The 18,750-nt window shown below is 38.9% G+C and carries 15 protein-coding genes; 10 read left to right on the top strand and 5 right to left on the bottom strand.

Features of this window, described 5'->3' with window-relative positions; all coding sequences use genetic code 11:
* Nucleotide 1 precedes the first annotated feature (1 nt).
* The gene (locus BQ7394_RS11355) at nucleotides 2–769 is read left to right on the top strand and encodes a tetratricopeptide repeat protein (RefSeq protein ID WP_075557542.1); all 768 of its coding nucleotides are present in this window, start codon (nucleotides 2–4) and stop codon (nucleotides 767–769) included.
* A complete protein-coding gene (locus tag BQ7394_RS11350; protein WP_075557541.1) occupies nucleotides 769–1,455 on the top strand; it encodes a phosphatase PAP2 family protein in 687 nt (228 codons plus the stop codon). Before BQ7394_RS11355 ends, BQ7394_RS11350 begins: the two co-directional genes overlap by 1 nt.
* A 105-nt stretch (nucleotides 1,456–1,560) precedes the next feature.
* Here BQ7394_RS11350 and BQ7394_RS11345 read toward each other — a convergent pair whose 3' ends face one another.
* The gene (locus tag BQ7394_RS11345) at nucleotides 1,561–2,673 is read right to left on the bottom strand and encodes a universal stress protein (RefSeq protein ID WP_075557540.1); all 1,113 of its coding nucleotides are present in this window, start codon (nucleotides 2,671–2,673) and stop codon (nucleotides 1,561–1,563) included.
* 114 nt (nucleotides 2,674–2,787) lie between these two features.
* On the bottom strand, nucleotides 2,788–3,063 hold the full coding sequence (locus tag BQ7394_RS11340) for a hypothetical protein (RefSeq protein ID WP_028729268.1): 276 nt from the start codon (nucleotides 3,061–3,063) through the stop codon (nucleotides 2,788–2,790).
* A gap of 235 nt (nucleotides 3,064–3,298) precedes the next feature.
* On the opposite strand from BQ7394_RS11340, the gene BQ7394_RS11335 reads away from it, so the two are divergent.
* The gene (locus BQ7394_RS11335; RefSeq protein WP_075557539.1) at nucleotides 3,299–3,472 is read left to right on the top strand and encodes a histone H1; all 174 of its coding nucleotides are present in this window, start codon (nucleotides 3,299–3,301) and stop codon (nucleotides 3,470–3,472) included.
* A gap of 76 nt (nucleotides 3,473–3,548) precedes the next feature.
* On the opposite strand, the gene BQ7394_RS11330 is transcribed toward BQ7394_RS11335, so the two are convergent.
* Nucleotides 3,549–4,010, bottom strand: a complete 462-nt coding sequence (locus BQ7394_RS11330) for a DUF302 domain-containing protein (RefSeq protein WP_075557538.1) — start codon at nucleotides 4,008–4,010, stop codon at nucleotides 3,549–3,551.
* 202 nt (nucleotides 4,011–4,212) lie between these two features.
* Here BQ7394_RS11330 and BQ7394_RS25985 point away from each other — a divergent pair, with 202 nt between their 5' ends.
* From BQ7394_RS25985 to BQ7394_RS11310, 4 genes are all read left to right on the top strand, one after another.
* Nucleotides 4,213–4,377 carry a hypothetical protein gene (locus tag BQ7394_RS25985; protein WP_165359893.1) on the top strand — a complete coding sequence of 55 codons (165 nt, stop codon included), beginning with the start codon at nucleotides 4,213–4,215 and terminating at the stop codon, nucleotides 4,375–4,377.
* A gap of 764 nt (nucleotides 4,378–5,141) precedes the next feature.
* On the top strand, nucleotides 5,142–5,300 hold the full coding sequence (locus tag BQ7394_RS25980) for a hypothetical protein (protein ID WP_167369471.1): 159 nt from the start codon (nucleotides 5,142–5,144) through the stop codon (nucleotides 5,298–5,300).
* Between the two features lie 1,052 nt (nucleotides 5,301–6,352).
* Nucleotides 6,353–6,787 (top strand): hypothetical protein, encoded by a 435-nt coding sequence (locus BQ7394_RS11315; RefSeq protein WP_075557535.1) that lies wholly within the window; start codon nucleotides 6,353–6,355, stop codon nucleotides 6,785–6,787.
* Nucleotides 6,788–6,795: 8 nt separating this feature from the next.
* A complete protein-coding gene (locus tag BQ7394_RS11310) occupies nucleotides 6,796–8,010 on the top strand; it encodes a sodium ion-translocating decarboxylase subunit beta (RefSeq protein WP_075557534.1) in 1,215 nt (404 codons plus the stop codon).
* 117 nt (nucleotides 8,011–8,127) lie between these two features.
* Here the strand turns inward: BQ7394_RS11310 and BQ7394_RS11305 are convergent, their stop codons facing one another.
* The gene (locus BQ7394_RS11305) at nucleotides 8,128–9,345 is read right to left on the bottom strand and encodes a tetratricopeptide repeat protein (protein ID WP_075557533.1); all 1,218 of its coding nucleotides are present in this window, start codon (nucleotides 9,343–9,345) and stop codon (nucleotides 8,128–8,130) included.
* Between the two features lie 40 nt (nucleotides 9,346–9,385).
* On the bottom strand, nucleotides 9,386–11,962 hold the full coding sequence (gene gyrA / locus BQ7394_RS11300) for a DNA gyrase subunit A (protein ID WP_075557532.1): 2,577 nt from the start codon (nucleotides 11,960–11,962) through the stop codon (nucleotides 9,386–9,388).
* Between the two features lie 220 nt (nucleotides 11,963–12,182).
* Here gyrA and BQ7394_RS11295 point away from each other — a divergent pair, with 220 nt between their 5' ends.
* The 3 genes from BQ7394_RS11295 to BQ7394_RS11285 all read left to right on the top strand — a co-directional run bounded on the left by BQ7394_RS11295 (nucleotide 12,183) and on the right by BQ7394_RS11285 (nucleotide 18,742).
* A complete protein-coding gene (locus BQ7394_RS11295; RefSeq protein WP_075557531.1) occupies nucleotides 12,183–14,744 on the top strand; it encodes an ATP-dependent Clp protease ATP-binding subunit in 2,562 nt (853 codons plus the stop codon).
* 113 nt (nucleotides 14,745–14,857) lie between these two features.
* Nucleotides 14,858–16,909, top strand: coding sequence for a molecular chaperone HtpG (gene htpG, locus BQ7394_RS11290; RefSeq protein WP_075557530.1), 2,052 nt, complete (start codon nucleotides 14,858–14,860; stop codon nucleotides 16,907–16,909).
* A gap of 462 nt (nucleotides 16,910–17,371) precedes the next feature.
* The gene (locus BQ7394_RS11285; protein ID WP_075557529.1) at nucleotides 17,372–18,742 is read left to right on the top strand and encodes a PL29 family lyase N-terminal domain-containing protein; all 1,371 of its coding nucleotides are present in this window, start codon (nucleotides 17,372–17,374) and stop codon (nucleotides 18,740–18,742) included.
* Nucleotides 18,743–18,750 lie beyond the last annotated feature (8 nt).

Raw genomic sequence — 18,750 nt, 5'->3', positions numbered from 1 at the left:
GATGAAGACGAATATAAATATGAAAAAGATATTGTTTTTCCTATTGATTCAGTGTCTGGCATGGACTGCTTACGCACAGGATGCGGTAATCAAAGAAGCTGAAACTGCATATACGAAGGAAGATTATGGGAAAGCGATTGAATTGTATGAAAGCATATTGAAAAGTAACGGAGATTCTCCTGAAATATATTATAATCTGGGGAATGCCTATTATAAAGCCGGTAAGACCGCTTCTGCAATTCTGAATTACGAACGGGCATTGGTGCTCGATCCGGGAGACAGCGATATCCGTTTCAACCTGCAGATGGCTCGTCAGAATACTGTCGATAAGATCGAACCAGTCGACGGCTTTTTCCTGGCAAGATGGTTTGACTCGGTTCAAAATATGGGAGCAGCCGATTCATGGGCTAAAATGGGAATAGTCTGTTTTATTCTGTTCATTGGTTGTTTGATCCTGTTCTTCTTCTCGAGACAGGTCCGTTTGAAGAAAGCCGGTTTTTACGTAGGCTTACTTTTGTTGTTCTGCGTAATCATGACAAACATATTTGCTGCTAATCAGAAGGCTGAATTAGTAAACCGTTCGTATGCGATCGTATTTGCTCCTACAGTTACAGTGAAAAGTTCTCCTGATGCCAGTGGAACAGATCTGTTCGTCTTGCATGAAGGAACTAGAGTTTCCGTTAAAAGTACGTTAGGTGATTGGAGTGAAATTGCGTTGGAAGACGGAAACGTTGGTTGGATGCCAACCAAAGACATTGAAAGAATCTGATGGTAGAAAAAATATTAGTTTACGAACGAGATTTGTTCTTTATGCTTAACGGCAGCGATTCTCCTTTCCTCGACCGCTTTATGTGGTTGTATTCCGGAAAGGCAGTATGGCTGCCGTTAGCCGCTTTTATACTGATTGTATTACTGTATAAGAAGAAGTGGCGGGAATCTATTCTGATTTTGCTGGCGATTGTGCTTGTTATAACCTTTTGTGATCAGTTTGCATCACATGTGTGTAAACCTATTTTTACCCGTTTCCGTCCTACGCATCATCCGGACTTTATGGATCAGGTGAAAACTGTATTCGATTATCGTGGTGGAAAATATGGCTTTATATCCAGCCATGCGGCCAATGCTTTTGGTTTTGCAACCTTCATGTCATTGCTTTTCCGCTACCGCTTATTTACATGGACTATTTTCCTGTGGGCCGCATTGACTGCTTATACACGGGTTTATCTCGGAGTCCATTTTATTTCGGATATCGTACCGGGAGCTATTGCCGGCGTATTCTTCGGATGGCTGGTGTATTGGTTATATATAAAAGCTCGTGTATTTGTTCCCGGAACAAGCGGGGAGGCTAGTGCTTTGTATTCGGATAAGGAGAAACGTATTATTGTTTATGCCATCTTTATTGCAGTTTTACTGATTGCGGTGTTTAATGTACCTTTAGTCGGTTGCCTAAGATAAGGAACAAGTTTTATTTCAAATAATAATGAAGCCGCGGATAAATCGTTTTTATAATTTATCCGCGGCTTTTTATTCAGAATAGTTTGATTCTGTTTTCCTATATTTTTATGAATGCATTACCAACAACGGAGTATCGGTATGGAACAACATTTTACGTGCGATAGACGGATTAAACATTCTGGCCAGGATATTTCGACGATAAGTGCTTAACGCAATAACATCGATATGTTTGTCGCGTACAAACTTTTCGATGGCCAGTAGCAAGTCTCCGTCAGCTAAAACCGTATGGCTGATGTTGGCTTCCGGATATTGTTTTTTGAAATATTCGTTGACGCCGGTAAGACGGATCTCGTTCCATTCATCTTTGCTTGTAGAAATATTGAATAGATGGATATTAACATCATATCCTTTTACAATTTCCATAAACTCGTCGAAGGCAACCAGGTCGCGCTGGTTGAATGATGTTGCAAATGCAATATTCTTTGCTTCCTCCAAATCGTTAAAACGTACATTTTCAGGAATAGCCAATACAGGAACCTTATTGACCTCGATCACCTCACCGGTTACACTTCCGATCAAATCCATATCTTTCTGGCTCTTTCCCCTTGTTCCCATCACGATCAGGGTAGGATGGTATTCTTTGCAATAGGCAAGAATCTCTTCTTCCGGTAATCCTTCACGCAGAACATAGTTGTATTTCACTCGGGGTAATTCGCCTGACTGTATTTTGCGGTTGATCATTGTACATATATTTTCCATATCGATCTGAACACGTTTTAATACATTTTGTACGGATTCTTCTTCATTTACCTGATAGGCCAATGTGTCACCCATAGGAATAGCAGACGGGAAGTATGGACTGAAATATGCATGCATGATCATTACTTCGGCACCGGCATGATAAGCATAATTGATGCCAAGCTCACAAGCCTTGATCGAATAGTTGGAGAAGTCAACCGGGATCAGAATCTTTTTAGTCTGTGGGGTTGTCGATTCTTCTTCCGCATCTTCGCTAAGCCATTTACTATCCTCAATAATGCGTAAAGCATGGGGTAGGTCGCTTTCCTTAATTCTCACACGTACGCCAGCCGATACGACGGGTTGGATCTGGTTTACATTATGTATATAGACTTCGATCCCTTCTGTTTCAAGTATCGTCTTAAGAATTTGTGCTTTCTCAAACGTGTGAATAGCTAATGTTATTAGTTTATCTTCCATAATTCGTGCGTTTTATAAATTAAACAATTGGAAAATACGAAATGTTGCTAAATAAAAAATCCCACAGCGTTTTTCTTTCGTTTGCTATGGGATTTTTCTTTGCTTTGAATTTCTTTACGCTTCCTGTGCTTCAGATACGTCTTGTACTTCTGCGAGTATCTGTAAAGCACGTTCAAATATCGTTGTGTCATCTAATACGACAAGGCCACCATCCGGACCTGGTTCGATATGTATCCCACAGCTTTTACCGTCCTTATAATTATATCCACCAAAATAATTACGAACAGTTTCTACTGATATACCTAACTCATCTGCAATGCGATGGGTACTTCCGTCAGGCAAACGATCTTTCAGTCTGCGCAGTTCATTAAAAGTGATTGTCTTTGTCATGGTTCCTTATTTTGAAGGTTAATACTTCGGTTAATTATTTATGCCACTAACTTAGGCAATATCTACCAAGAGGACAAATTATTTAGTTAAAATAAACCGAAAATGAATATGCTTTACGACATGTATCCGATTACAGACAAAATAAAATATAACTTGACAGATACATTTTTCTTGCATATAATATAATTATTTATACTTTTGTGGCTCAATATAACAATAAAAGCATAAAAGTAAAATGAAAGAATTAGTAGAAAAAATCAATGTGGCAATTGAAGAGTTCAGCACAAATGCTAAAGCTCAGGTAGAAAACGGTAACAAGGCTGCGGGTACTCGTGCTCGTAAAGCATCTCTGGAACTGGACAAATTATTGAAAGAATTTAGAAAAGTATCTATCGAAGCTGCTAAGTAATAAAACTTATTAAGTAAACGAAAAGGTGATTACCTGATACTGGATAGTCACCTTTTTATTTTGTGAGCATGGTGGGTTAATATTTGCTGGTAGCTTCTTCTATAATATTTACCAACAGATCTTGCATCTTCATTATGATTGGATTGTCGTCCAACCCATATTGGCCGGCTATGGACTTCATGCTGATGAATGCAGCCCAGACTTCTCCATGAGTATCCTGCCACACAGATATTTTTAACGGGAGTTCAATAGATATCTCCGGATTTTCCTGCATCAACAGGGTTCCTGCCTTGGGTGAACCAAATACGATTACTTTATTAGGCATTAATTTCAGGCCACTTTCCCTGGCATTTTGACTATGATCGAATAAGGCAAAAACTTGTATCTCTCTTTCCTTAAGATTAGCCTCTATTCTGCTGACTGTTTCGTCTACGCTAAACTGACTTTTACTTTTTACCAACATACTTGTTTCTTTTTTTTGAGCGAATATCATAATCGACATCAGTAATCCTGATAGAATAAATATATAACGTTTCATAAGTCTGATTTGTTTGAGGTGTTACTTAATATGTCGTAAAATTCCGTATTTCATTTCTTGTAAGAAATAGCAATATTACCGGAAATAATATCAATTTTCCTAAAATGTATATGAAATACAGGATTCTGATGAACAATGTGAAACTTATATTGTTAAGTGATAAGATAATACAATATTAATCAATCTAAAATAAGAAAGGCTTATGATACCTAACACTGAACTGGAAAATGGTAAAGTTGAATTAATCCGTGAAATACTTGATATCAAAGATATCCATGATATTGACTTGTTGAATGAGTTTAGTCAGGAGATCAATAATTCTCTTAATGCACAGAATGTAAATAGGGATATGGAAGACGAAAACTAAAAGTAAAGCGCAACTTTTTATTGTTATAACAGAGCAGCGGAGTATACTTCATCGAAAGTATAACTCCGCTGTTTTTTTGTTATCTCTTCCAATCTCTATACAACAACCACAAGGAAATCATCTCTCTGTTAATGTGCGTAAAAAAAGAAAGAGATAATGATTGAAAACAGAATAAAAATGGAAAAAAGGGAAGTAAAGCGAATAAATGAGAATCATTTAAAAATACAACAGTACGATCGTTCCGGTACTCGTATAGGAGGAATGTCTTCAGCTATTGCACAACCAATGTACGCGGAACAGATGCTGTCTTTACGGTAATACAGATGGATGATCCTTTTCATTTCCGGTGTGATCTTAACTTGTAGGGTCGCTCCAATATTTTACTACGTATATAATGTGTATAATCACCGTTCAAGTTTTCTTTTTTTTAAAGCCAGATGGAGAGCAGCAAATTTCTCAGGGGTATCAGAAAGATCGAGTTCAGATAATCTTTTTAATTCCTCTTTCGCGAGAGCCCGTTTACGGGTGGGAGGGACCTGTATATAAAGATTTGAAAAGGGACTGTCCGATGGAGATATAAATCGCAGTTTCTTAATCACTTTGTTATACGTGGCTTTTAGATTGCGCAAATAAATCACTGTTGATATGAAACAAAATAACAAAAAGTGCAAGAAGTAGGTTGTATAAAAAAATATATAGGAAGACAATAGGGGTATTTTATCTTTTCCTGTCTTATATATGAAGTTGAATTTAAAATGGAAAAAATGGAAACAACAGAAAGAGAAAATCAAGCACCCATGCTGTGGTACTGGAGTGTTCCTGAAAATGGAATGGATATAGAAGATTGTGAGAAAATAGCAAAGGAGAATTTAGCTAACAGGCAGAGTATTAAATATATGGATATGTATATTGCTTTTGTTTGAAAAGAATAAATATTGAATATGAAAAGGCATGTAAAGTATCGGGAAAAGATGCCATACATGCCTTTTTAGCATTTATTAGTATATGATTTCAAAACATATAGAATAAATGCCTTGTTATAATATCAAATAAAAAATAGTTCTTGTGCCGGAATTAGTTTTAGGATATACATTATAAGGTATAGAAAAAATAATAGAAAATTATTCCGGGAGTCAGAACCAAATAAAGCTTATCATTGTTATAATGATAAACAGGACTTAAAAGATTCTGTAATAATTATGTTAGTAGTATTTGTTTTTTCATATAAGTAGAGTTTGTTATTTGTTTGGTCCGTATGTAACTGTGAAGTTATATACGGATTTTTTATTACCTGGAAATGCCTCTGATATCTTTATAGTTCTATTGTTTATAATTAAGATTATGTTTAATAGGACTATTGTGAACTCTTTATCCTTACCTATTCTTTCCCGAATTCATCGCCGGTACAAATTTTTTCAACATTTATTATCTAAAGAGTGTTGTATGTTAAATAACTATTCTATCTTCGCGTCTTAATGAAAAAATTATTGTTGATATTATCGTTTCTCTTCCTGTTGTTGCTGAATATGCAGGTAAAGATTGAAGATGAAGATATTTTATCTCCTAAAGAAACTACCTATATCTGCAATAATAAAAAGCATCCATTACAGGATGAATTGAGAAATTACGATTTGAATCAAACCCATAACACTGCTTTTTGCCTCACTACACGTTCTTTAGTTATATCTACCAGATGTGAGCGTCCTTTTAAAGTAACTACCCGGCTTTTAGAGTTGTCTTTACAGAAAGAACAAAATATTCTGAATAAAATCTCTGAAACCTATTTAATAACCCAATCTATAAAATTCTCGTCTCTTCGTATGCGATCAGGTCATTGGATCTATGTCTTACGAAAAATCATTATTTAGTTTACCATTTATCATTGTTTCTATTTTATTGTTTACGCGGATTGTAAACAATGATTAATTCGTGTGCTCTTTGGAGTACATTATATCAGATATTAAATTAAATAATTATGTTAAGTCTATTACTTTCTACCCTGGAAATGATGGCGTTGACCTTCATTATTGGGTTTGTTGTAGCCGGTGTGATCAAACTTATCGCAGTTTGGGCCGACTCTCTGGAGTTTCATCATAATGAAGAACTTTCACAGTTTAGCAAGTTGAATAAATTACGTGCCAAAATTGGAGAAATACTCGGATTGGATTCGGTTAATGAAGAAGAACAGGTGGATGACGAACGTGAAGAATTTCGTCAAGGTGTAAACAGCGATCTTCTTCATATAAAGCCATCCGGTTATTATCATGGTGTAAGCCATGGTGCATCTCATTTGGATCTGATGGATTATTATTATCCACAGGATACTCGTATCATGTATCTGAAGAAAAAAGAACAGATGATGAGAAAAAGCAATATTAACAAAGAGGAGAATCCTTCTACCGAAAAATAAAGACAGATATGGAAAACGTTGATTTTTTAAGTTTGTTCCAAGGATTTGGAACAATGGTTGCCGGTGGATGGATACTGGCTATCGCTCGTGTTTTTTTGATTACTCTTGGTGGCCTGCTCGTTTATCTGGGCTGGAAAGGTGTTTTGGAACCAATGGTAATGATCCCTATGGGATTAGGGATGATTGCTATCAATTGTGGTACTCTGATCATGCCGGAAGGTGGTCTTGGGAATCTGTTTCTGGATCCAATGCTTTCCGATACAGACGAATTAATGAACACTATGCAGATTGACTTTCTTCAACCTGTTTATACGCTTACGTTTAGTAATGGTTTGATCGCCTGCTTTGTGTTTATGGGGATCGGTACCTTACTGGATGTCGGTTTCTTACTCCAAAAGCCGTTTGCCAGCCTTTTTCTGGCTCTTTGTGCCGAACTGGGAACCTTCCTGACTGTTCCGATTGCCAGTGCTTTTGGATTATCTTTACAGGAAAGTGCCTCTGTCGCTATGGTGGGTGGTGCTGATGGCCCGATGGTTTTGTTTACATCACTGATTTTGGCAAAGCACCTGTTCGTTCCTATCACAGTCGTTGCTTATTTGTATCTGGGGTTAACTTATGGTGGGTATCCTTACCTGGTAAAGTTACTGATTCCACAACGGTTACGTGCTATAAAGATGACGAATACAAAACCTCCTAAGAATTACGATGCAAAGGTTAAACTGGCATTTTCTGTTATTTTGTGTGCCGTTTTATGTTTTCTGTTTCCTGTAGCCTCTCCCCTTTTCTTCTCATTATTCCTGGGAGTTGCAGTTCGCGAATCAGGTATGAAACATATTTATGACTTTGTGAGCGGACCGTTATTATATGGTTCTACTTTTATGTTGGGGTTATTGCTTGGTGTATTGTGTGATGCTCAACTACTTCTTGATCCCAAAATTTTAAAATTGTTGGTATTAGGCGTTACGGCATTGCTCCTTTCCGGTATCGGAGGTATTATGGGTGGCTATATCATGTATTTTATTAAACGTGGTAACTATAATCCGGTAATTGGTATTGCTGCCGTGAGTTGTGTTCCTACAACGGCTAAAGTAGCTCAGAAACTGGTAAGTAAAGAAAACCCGGACTCTTTCATCTTGGGAGATGCATTAGGTGCTAATATATCCGGTGTGATTACATCTGCAATTATTACAGGTATTTATATTACAATCATACCTTATTTATAATAAGGATATTGTTTCTTGTTTAAGTCCGTATTAAGCGATTATATACGGACTTTATTTATAGACAAAAATAGCCGCTCCAAATGGAGCGGCTATTTTTATATTTAATGGAAATGATTATTATTTGTTCATTTCAGCCTCGATAGCTTCCAGTTCCGGACCCATGTTCAGATTATAATAGATACCTCTTAAAGCGATCATATATTCTGATTCTGTCGGTTTCATCTGGTGAGCTTTTTCGAAATAAGGAAGAGCTTTCTTGAAAAGATCTTTAGCAACTGTCAATTCTTCCTGATATTTCTTGCTGTCGTTAATCATGTTTGCTTCACCTTGTTTGTTTACACCCTGGTTGTAATATACACGGCCAAGGCTTGACAGGGATTCTACTGCATCTGGGTTCAGTTCCAATGCTTTAGAGAAATATTTTTCAGCGTTTGCATAATCTTTCAAACCTGTTTCGTAAACCATACCCATTACGTGATACAGCTGAGAATTGTTAGCATCCTTAGCGATAGCAGTGTTCAGGTATTCGATAGCTTTTTCGTTTCTTCCTGAATAGATATAGTTGTTGATCAGGTTCATCAGGTAATATTCTTCGTTCGGGAACTTAGCCATACCTTCTTCCAGTACCTTTTCAAAGTTCACAGTGTCTTTAGCCTGCTGATATTCGTAAGCCAGATACTGGTAGATATCATTCTGTCTGAAGTCTGTGTCTTTAGCACGACTCAACGCTTTGATAGCTGTAGGAGAATCACCCAGCTGAGTAGCAGCTACGGCAGCATAGAACTGAACAGTCATGAATGTAGAGTCTTTTTCTGCTGTCTGAGTTCCTTCGAACATCGGTAATTCAGAGATTTCCAGGTACTGATTGAAGAAATCGTATGCTTTCTTATAATCTTTCTGGTCGAAATAGTAAGCACCACCGTTGAAATAATATACATGGTCAGCACTCAAGATGCTTTTGATGTCTTTTGTATATTTCGGTTTGATTTTACCTTTTTCGTTAGGAAGCTGATCCAGTTCGTAAGCCTTCTTGAAATAAGGAAGGATAGCGATCAAAGCATCGTACATAACCGGTTCGTTCGGCTGTTGTCCCAAGATTTGTTTTGTTCTTTCTGCACTGAACTGCTGATCTTCGATAAAACCGGCAACATACCAAGTCTGAGCGTCATCCTTTGTTTCAGGATTTTCGAGAGCCCCCTTGATTAATGATCTGGCTTCTGTGAAATCAGCCTTGTCTCCTTTTGCTATTCCTTGTGCCTCCTTAACGGCTTTCTTTTGAGCGAAAGAGGCAGATGCTGCAACACATAATGCAACTGTTAATAATAATCGTTTCATTGTGATAGTAATTTGAGATTAATATTTCTATTTGTTTAAATTATTCATTTGTTGTCTCTTCAGTATCGTTAGCGATATCTTCGGATCCTCCAAAATCGGTTATTTCTCCTTTGTTTTCATTCTGAGCGTCTTGTTCTACGTTTTCTTCATTCACCTGCTCTTCCGATTCGGATAAAACCTTACATACAGAGGCTATTTCATCGTTACGTTTACCTAAGTTGATCAAACGGACACCTTGTGTTGCACGACCGATCACATTCAGGTCAGTTACCTTCATACGAATAGCGATACCAGACTTGTTAATGATCATGATATCATTTTCTTCTGTAACATTTTTAATGGCAACAAGTTTACCTGTCTTTTCAGTAATGTTGAGTGTCTTAACACCTTTACCGCCACGGTTAGTCATACGGTAATCTTCTACAACTGAACGTTTTCCGTAACCCTGTTCAGAAACAACCAATACTGTATCGGTTTCTTTATCCTTGATACATACCATTCCTACAACTTCATCAGAAGGATCTTCGTCGAGTGTCATACCTCTTACTCCGGAAGCTGTACGTCCCATGACGCGAACTGCACTTTCGTGGAAACGAATAGCCCGTCCGTTACGGTTCGCAATCAATACTTCGTTGTTACCATTCGTCATACAGACTTCGATCAGACCGTCGTCTTCGCGCAGTGTGATAGCGTTCACACCATTCTGACGCGGACGTGAGTACGCTTCAAGCAATGTTTTCTTGATAACACCTTTCTTTGTACAGAACAATAGGTAATGTGAATTGATAAATTCTGTGTCAGTTGTCAGTTTTTTAACGCGGATGAAGGCATTTACTTTATCATCTGGTTCGATATTCAATAAGTTTTGGATGGCTCTACCCTTTGCATTCTTTGCTCCTTCCGGAATTTCGAATACCTTCAGCCAATAGCACTTACCTTTTGCCGTAAATATCAGTAACGTTGCGTGCATAGAAGCCGGATACATATACTCAACAAAGTCAGCATCACGGGTTTCAGATCCCTTGGCTCCTACTCCTCCACGGCCCTGAGCACGGAATTCACTCAACGGCGTACGTTTGATGTATCCCATGTGCGAGATCGTGATGATCATTTCGTCGTCGGCATAAAAATCTTCCGGATTCAGTTCTTCAGAAGCGTATACGATATCGGTTTTACGTTCGTCGCCATATTTATCTTTCACCTCCTGCAATTCTCCCTTGATCACTTCCATACGAGTGTCTTCATTTTCCAGGATCTCTTTTAAACGGGCAATCAATCTCTCGATTTCTTCGTATTCAGCACGCAGTTTATCTTGTTCTAGTCCTGTTAACTGGCGAAGTCTCATTTCAACGATTGCACGAGCCTGCACATCTGATAGAGAGAAACGTTCCATCAAACGTTCGATCGCTTCGTTCGGGCTCTTGGATGATTTGATAATAGCAATTACTTCATCGATATTATCAGAAGCAATGATCAATCCTTCCAGGATATGAGCTCTTTCTTCGGCTTTCTTCAGTTCGAATTTTGTACGACGTATCACGACTTCATGACGGTGATCAACGAATGCCTTAATCATGTCTTTCAGGTTCAACTGACGCGGACGACCGTTAACCAGAGCGATGTTATTTACGCTGAATGAAGATTGTAAAGCTGTCAGCTTATACAATTTATTCAGTACAACGCTTGAATTTGCATCACGTTTCACATCTACAACGATACGCATACCGTTACGGTCTGATTCGTCGTTTACATTAGAAATACCCTCGATACGTTTATCATTTACCAGGTCGGCGATATACTTGATCAGTTCTGCCTTATTAACAAGGTAAGGAATTTCCGAAATGATGATCTTTTCGTGATTGTTTTCTACTTCAATTTCTGCTTTACCGCGAAGAATGATACGTCCCCTACCGGTTTCGAAAGCATCTTTCACACCTGCATAGCCGTAGATCGTTGCACCTGTCGGGAAATCAGGAGCTTTTACATACTCCATCAAACCTTCTACATCGATTTCTCCACGGGCATCTATATAAGCCATAGACGCATCCAGCACTTCACTCATGTTGTGAGGTGGCATATTCGTTGCCATACCTACTGCGATACCGGAAGCACCGTTCACCAACAAGTTCGGAATACGAGTCGGAAGTACTGTCGGTTCTTTCAGCGTATCATCGAAGTTCAGCTGGAAGTCTACTGTGTCTTTGTCAATATCACGAAGCATTTCTTCGGCAAGCTTGCTCAAACGTGCTTCGGTGTAACGCATTGCCGCCGGACTGTCGCCGTCGACCGAACCAAAGTTACCTTGTCCGTCTACTAACGGATAACGTAAGGACCATGTTTGTGCCATACGAACCATCGCAAAATACACGGAAGAGTCTCCATGTGGATGGTACTTACCTAAAACTTCTCCAACAATTCTCGCAGATTTCTTATAAGGTTTATCGGATGTATTACCTAATTCATTCATCCCGAACAACACACGACGGTGAACCGGTTTAAAACCATCCCTAACATCCGGAAGGGCGCGCGAAACAATTACAGACATTGAATAATCAATGTATGCTGATTTCATTTCCTCCTCGATGTTAATCTTAATAATTCTGTCTTGATCAACCATTTAGTTTTATATTAATTACACTCAATATCTCACCTTTCAAAAAGTGCACTAAGGTAACGCTTTTCCCTTTATCACGAAAGTTTTTACCCTGAAATTTTATTATTCAGAAATATTGGGCTTTTCTTAAGGAATAATGGCACGAATTTTGTTAGATATATAGGGAGAGTTTATTAATTTTGCATTCACAGTACATTATTATAATAGAAGGATTCATATAAGTATGAAAAATAATTATTCAAAAAGATTGATGGACGTTATTGAATATAGCCGCGAGGAAGCTGCCAGGCTTCAGAACAGTTATATCGGACCGGAACATTTGATGCTTGGTATCATACGTGATGGTGAAGGAAGAGCCATGCAGTTATTGCGTGATCTGAATGTCAACGTACATGACATAAAGAAGAGAATTGAACAAGAGATCAAAAATACATTTGATACGGAAGAGTCCGAACTTCACGATATCGCCATCAGTAAAACAACAGAACGTGTATTACGTATGAGTATGCTGGAGTCGCGTTTGTTCAAAACAGACGAGACTGGTACGGAACATCTGCTTCTGGCCATTTTAAAAGAAGAATTCAATGTTGCTGCCAAAGCATTGAGCGAAGCCGGTATAAACTATCGTAATGTATACAATAATCTGGCAAACGGAACGGATATGAATCGAATGGAAGAACTGGAAGAAGTGGATGAAATCAGCGATGGTTACACCGACGACGAAGACGATGATGAAGAAGACTTTTCTTCCCGCAAGGAATCGCCCCGCTCCTCCTCAGGTACAGGTGCCGCACAGCCGAAATCACCGAACGATACTCCAGTGTTGGATAACTTTGGTACGGATATGACACGTGCCGCATCCGAGAATCGTTTAGACCCGATCGTAGGCCGTGAAAAAGAAATTGAACGTCTGGCGCAGATTCTGAGCCGTCGTAAAAAGAATAATCCGGTGTTGATCGGTGAACCGGGTGTTGGTAAATCAGCTATTGTAGAAGGGCTTGCGTTGCGCATTATCCAGCGTAAAGTATCCCGCGTATTGTTTGACAAGCGTGTGATCAGTTTGGATATGGCCTCTATCGTTGCCGGTACAAAATATCGTGGACAGTTTGAAGAACGTATAAAAGCGATATTGAACGAACTTTCCAAGAATCCGAATATCATCCTGTTCATTGATGAAATTCATACTATCGTAGGTGCAGGTTCGGCTTCCGGCTCTATGGATGCTGCCAATATGTTGAAACCAGCATTGGCCCGTGGCGAAATACAATGCATAGGTGCAACTACGCTTGACGAGTATCGCAAGAACATCGAGAAAGACGGTGCACTGGAACGTCGTTTCCAGAAAGTAATTGTTGATCCGACTACGGCAGAAGAGACATTGCAGATCCTGAAAAATATCAAACCTCGTTACGAAGAACACCATAATGTGATCTACACCGACGAGGCCCTGGATGCTTGTGTGAAGCTGACAGAACGATATATCAGCGACCGTAATTTCCCAGATAAAGCGATCGATGCACTGGATGAAGCCGGTTCTCGCGTACATATATCTAATATTACAGTTCCGAAAAGTATCGAAGAACTGGAAGCTAAGATAGAAGATACGAAGACCGAAAAACTGGCGGCTGTTAAGTCCCAGAATTTCGAATTGGCAGCAAGTTTCCGTGATAAGGAACGTCAGTATCTGCTGCAACTGGAAGCTGCTAAAGCTAAATGGGAACAGGAATTGCAGGAACATCGCGAAACAGTAGACGAAGACAAAGTAGCCGAAGTGGTAGCCATGATGTCAGGTGTCCCTGTTCAACGAATAGCAAAGGCTGAAAACCTGAAACTGCTGGAAATGGCAGAGAATTTGAAAAAGCAGGTAGTTGGCCAGGATGATGCCGTTCAGAAGATTGTGAAAGCTATCCAGCGTAACCGTGTAGGCTTGAAAGATCCGAATAAGCCGATCGGAACATTTATGTTCCTTGGTCCGACAGGTGTCGGTAAGACGCACCTGGCTAAGAAGTTGGCAGAATATCTGTTCGATTCGGCGGACGCATTAGTTCGTATTGATATGAGCGAATACCTTGAAAAGTTCGCAGTGTCACGTTTGATCGGGGCACCTCCGGGATATGTAGGTTATGAAGAAGGCGGTCAACTGACCGAAAAGGTTCGTCGTAAACCTTACTCTGTCGTATTGCTCGATGAGATCGAAAAAGCGCATCCGGATGTATTCAATTTGCTGTTGCAGGTATTAGACGAAGGTCGCCTGACTGACAGTCTTGGCAGACGGATCGACTTCAAAAATACGATTCTGATCATGACTTCTAATATCGGAACACGCCAGTTGAAAGACTTTGGCCGTGGTGTCGGTTTCAGTTCGCAGGCAGCTGGTGAAATGGATAAAGATTTCTCACGTAGTGTTATTCAGAAAGCATTGAATAAAGCTTTTGCTCCGGAATTCCTGAACCGTGTAGACGATATCATCATGTTCGATCAGCTTGATAAAGATGCTATCCATAAGATCATCGATATTGAGTTACAGGGACTTTACAAGCGGGTTTGTGGTTTGGGTTACGAATTGGTTCTTACCGACGAGGCAAAAGACTTCATTGCAACGAAAGGCTACGATGTACAGTTCGGTGCCCGTCCGCTGAAACGTGCTATTCAGAAATACCTGGAAGACGAAATGGCCGAATTGATTATCCGTGCTTCCGTTGGCGAAGGAGACAAAATCATTGTAGACTTCAATAAAGAGGAACAGAAAATAGTTACATCCGTGCAGAAGAAAGAACAGGCATAAGCCGTTTCTGTCGGTTATAAAGTCAAAATGTCAGATAGAACCTATCTGGCATTTTTTTTGTTTATACCGTAACGTCAAACGAATTATTAATACATAAATAAAATATAAACGATATGGCTAAACAAGGAAACATTGGTGTTACAAGCGAGAACATCTTCCCTATTATTAAGAAGTTTTTGTATAGTGATCACGAAATCTTTCTTCGTGAATTAGTATCGAATGCTGTAGATGCTACACAGAAATTAAAAACACTTTCATCTGTCGGTGAATTCAAAGGTGAGCTGGGCGACCTGACTGTTCATGTAAGTTTTGACGACAAGATCATCAAAATATCCGACCGTGGTATCGGTATGACAGCTGAAGAGATCGACAAATACATCAACCAGATTGCCTTTTCGGGTGCAGAAGAATTTGTAGAAAAATATAAGAATGATGCTGCAGCTATCATCGGACACTTCGGTCTTGGTTTCTATTCTTCTTTCATGGTTTCTAAGAAAGTTGAAATCGTAACCAAATCTTACAAAGAAGGTGCAGTTCCTATGAAATGGAGCTGTGACGGTACTCCCGAGTATACACTGGAAGAGACACAGAAAGATGATCGCGGTACAGACATCATCCTGTATATCGACGACGAAAATAAGGACTTCCTGAATAAAGAAAAGATCAGCGGCCTGTTGACCAAATATTGCCGCTTCCTCCCCGTTCCTATCGCATTCGGCAAGAAACAGGAATGGAAAGATGGTAAATATGTTGATACCAACGAAGATAACATTATCAACGATATCACTCCGGCATGGGTTCGCAAACCGGCTGATATGACGGATGAAGATTATAAAAAATTCTATCAGGATCTGTATCCTATGTCGGAAGAACCTTTATTCTGGATTCATCTGAATGTAGATTATCCGTTCAACCTGACTGGTATCCTGTATTTCCCACGTATCAAGAGCAATCTCGATTTACATCGTAATAAGATCCAGTTATACAGTAACCAGGTATTCGTTACCGATTCGGTAGAAGGCATTGTCCCTGAATTCCTGACATTGTTGCACGGCGTACTCGACTCTCCGGATATTCCTTTGAACGTATCCCGTTCTTATCTACAGAGTGACCAGAACGTGAAAAAGATCTCTAACCATATCACAAAGAAAGTGGCTGATCGTTTAGAAGAAATGTTCAAGAACAACCGTCCTCAGTTCGAAGAAAAATGGGATAGCCTGAAGCTATTCATCCAATATGGTATGCTTAGCGACGAAAAGTTCTATGATCGTGCTGCTAAATTCGCTCTTCTAAAAGACGTAGATGGTAAATATTATACATTTGAAGAATATAAGGCGTTGGTTGAAGCTAACCAGACAGATAAAGATGGTAATCTTATCTATCTGTACACCACAAATGCCAACGACCAATACAGCTATATCCATGCTGCCAAAGAAAAGGCATACAGCGTCTTGATCATGGACGGCCAACTGGATGTTCATGCTATCAGCCAGATGGAACAGAAGTTTGAAAAGACTCGCTTCGTTCGTGTGGACAGCGATACGGTCGACAATCTGATTCGTAAGGAAAATGCAAACCAGGTAACACTGAACGAAGATCAAAAGAATGCTTTACAGGAAATGTTCAAAAGCCAGCTACCGAAGATCGAAAAGACTGACTTTATCGTTACTTTCGAAGCATTAGGTGAAAACTCCAATCCAGTGATGCTGACCCAGAGTGAATATATGCGCCGTATGCGTGAAATGTCTGCTATGCAGCCAGGTATGTCATTCTATGGTGAGATGCCGGATAACTATAATCTGGTATTGAATACAGATCACGAATTGGTTAAGAAAGTACTTTCCGAAGAAGAACAGAACTGCGAAGACAAATTAAAACCGATCCTCGCCGATCTGAAAGGCTGGAAAGCTCGCCAGGCTGATTTGCGCGAAGCACAGAGCAAGAAGAAAGAGGAAGAGATCACTTCTGAAGAAAAAGAAGATATGACGAATACAAATCATAAGATCAACGAACTATCTTCACAGCGTAATGCTATCCTGGCAGAATATGCCGGCAGCAACAAACTGGTTAGCCAATTAATAGACTTGGCGTTGCTTGCCAACGGTATGCTGAAAGGTGAAGCATTAAGCCAGTTCATTAAACGTAGCGTTCAGATGATCGGATAGCAGCCGGATATAATCCAACAATAAAAAAGGAGTTCCATTTGGAACTCCTTTTTTGGTATAATCTGTGCGAATAAATTATCACAATATGTGATAATTTTGCACCCTGACCTGAAAAGGATAAAATGTTGTAATTCAACGTATTTATTTGATTTATTTGGTTTTATATATAAAAGGAGTTGCTTCCTTTTTGTTATTTATTGATGAATCAGGTTTTCTATTCAGTTCCAAGAGGTCTCTAGCCCACTTCTTTAATTATATATTTTTCACATCTAATATTGTTCGCCTGAAAAACAATTAATGCATAAATTTAAAATATCTAACAGTTCTATTATTTCTAAAGACAAACTTGCATTCTTTTATAAAAAGCAGATTTTTTTCTTCTTTTAGCTACCTTTGTTGATGATGTAAACCACTATAATAGAATATATAACGGGACTATTTTATAGTTCAAAATGCATATTTATGAAGAAAGACTTTATTTTATTCTTAGGTATCCTTTTATTCTCAACCACTAGTTGTCAAAAGGATTTGAGAGATGATGTGGATGATTTGATAGAAAGAGTTTCCAAACTAGAAAAAATCTGTGAACAGGCTAATACAGACATTGTTGGCCTGAAACAAATTGTATCGTTATTGGAGGCTAATGATTACATTACAAGTGTAAATGAACTGGCAGACAAAAGCGGATATGCTATTAATTTTCTTAAAGGAAATACCATTGTGGTAAAAGATGGTACAAATGGTGATTATCCGGTAATTGGTGTAGATGAGTTAGATGGCATTTTTTATTGGACACAAAAGGTTGGGGACAATCCTGCTTCCTGGGTTTTAGATTCAAATGGCAATAAAGTACAAACGACCGGAGTGAGCGGCAAAACGCCTGTTATCGGCGTAAACTCCAGTGGAAACTGGACTGTAGATTATGGAGAAGGTCCTAAAGAACTTTTAGTTAATGGTAGACCGGTTTCTGCTAAGGGTAAAGACGGACAAAACGGGAAAGATGGAGTAAATGGTATCGACGGAAAGGACGGGGCGAATGGAACCAACGGTAAAGATGGCGTTGATGGCTACTCTCCATTTAAAAGCGTAACGGACAAAGGAGACTATATCGAATTAAAACTAACGACAGGTACTATATTAAAGTTGCCCAAAGAAAATTCTAAAGCAATGAAAATTCTCTTTGATGTAAATGAAAATGGTTTGATTACAGAAAGAATGTGGGCTAATGAGACAAAAGAGATTACGTATAAGGTAGAAAATCCGGATTCACAAACAACAGTTGATTTTGAAGCAACTAACGGATGGAGAGTTAAGCATAATCGTAATAACAATTCTATCACTTTGATACCTTTAGAAGCCTGGAACGAAGAAGGGCGCATAATTGTCTCTATTCTAAAGGACAATAAGCTGATATCGCAATTTAGGTATTCGGTAAAAACAATGCTATTTTGGGATAAAAGTTCTATCAAAGCAAAGCCACAACCGTTAGAGGCTGTAGGTGGTAAGGTGCCTGTGACTATCCAAAATATCATATTCCCTCCCCAGTGGTTCTATAAAAATGCTGTTATAAAAATAACTCCGGTTCTTCGTTATTCCGGTGGTGAAGCAAAAGGACAACTTTACACATTCAAAGGAGAGGATGTAGAGGATATAGAAAAAGGGGATGTAATTACATATGAAACAGGTGCTAATGAAACAATAAGATCTTCTTTTGATTACATACCTGAAATGAAGAAATCCGAACTGTATCTGAAATTTGATGTAGAAATAGATGGAAGAAAAGTCAAAATAGATGATATAAAGATTGCTGATGGAGTAATCTCTACTTCTTGATCAAATAT

Source organism: Parabacteroides timonensis, assembly GCF_900128505.1.
Classification (GTDB): domain Bacteria; phylum Bacteroidota; class Bacteroidia; order Bacteroidales; family Tannerellaceae; genus Parabacteroides; species Parabacteroides timonensis.
The sequence above is the reverse complement of the archived record's forward strand: the minus strand, read 5'-3'. Positions and strand labels throughout refer to the sequence as shown.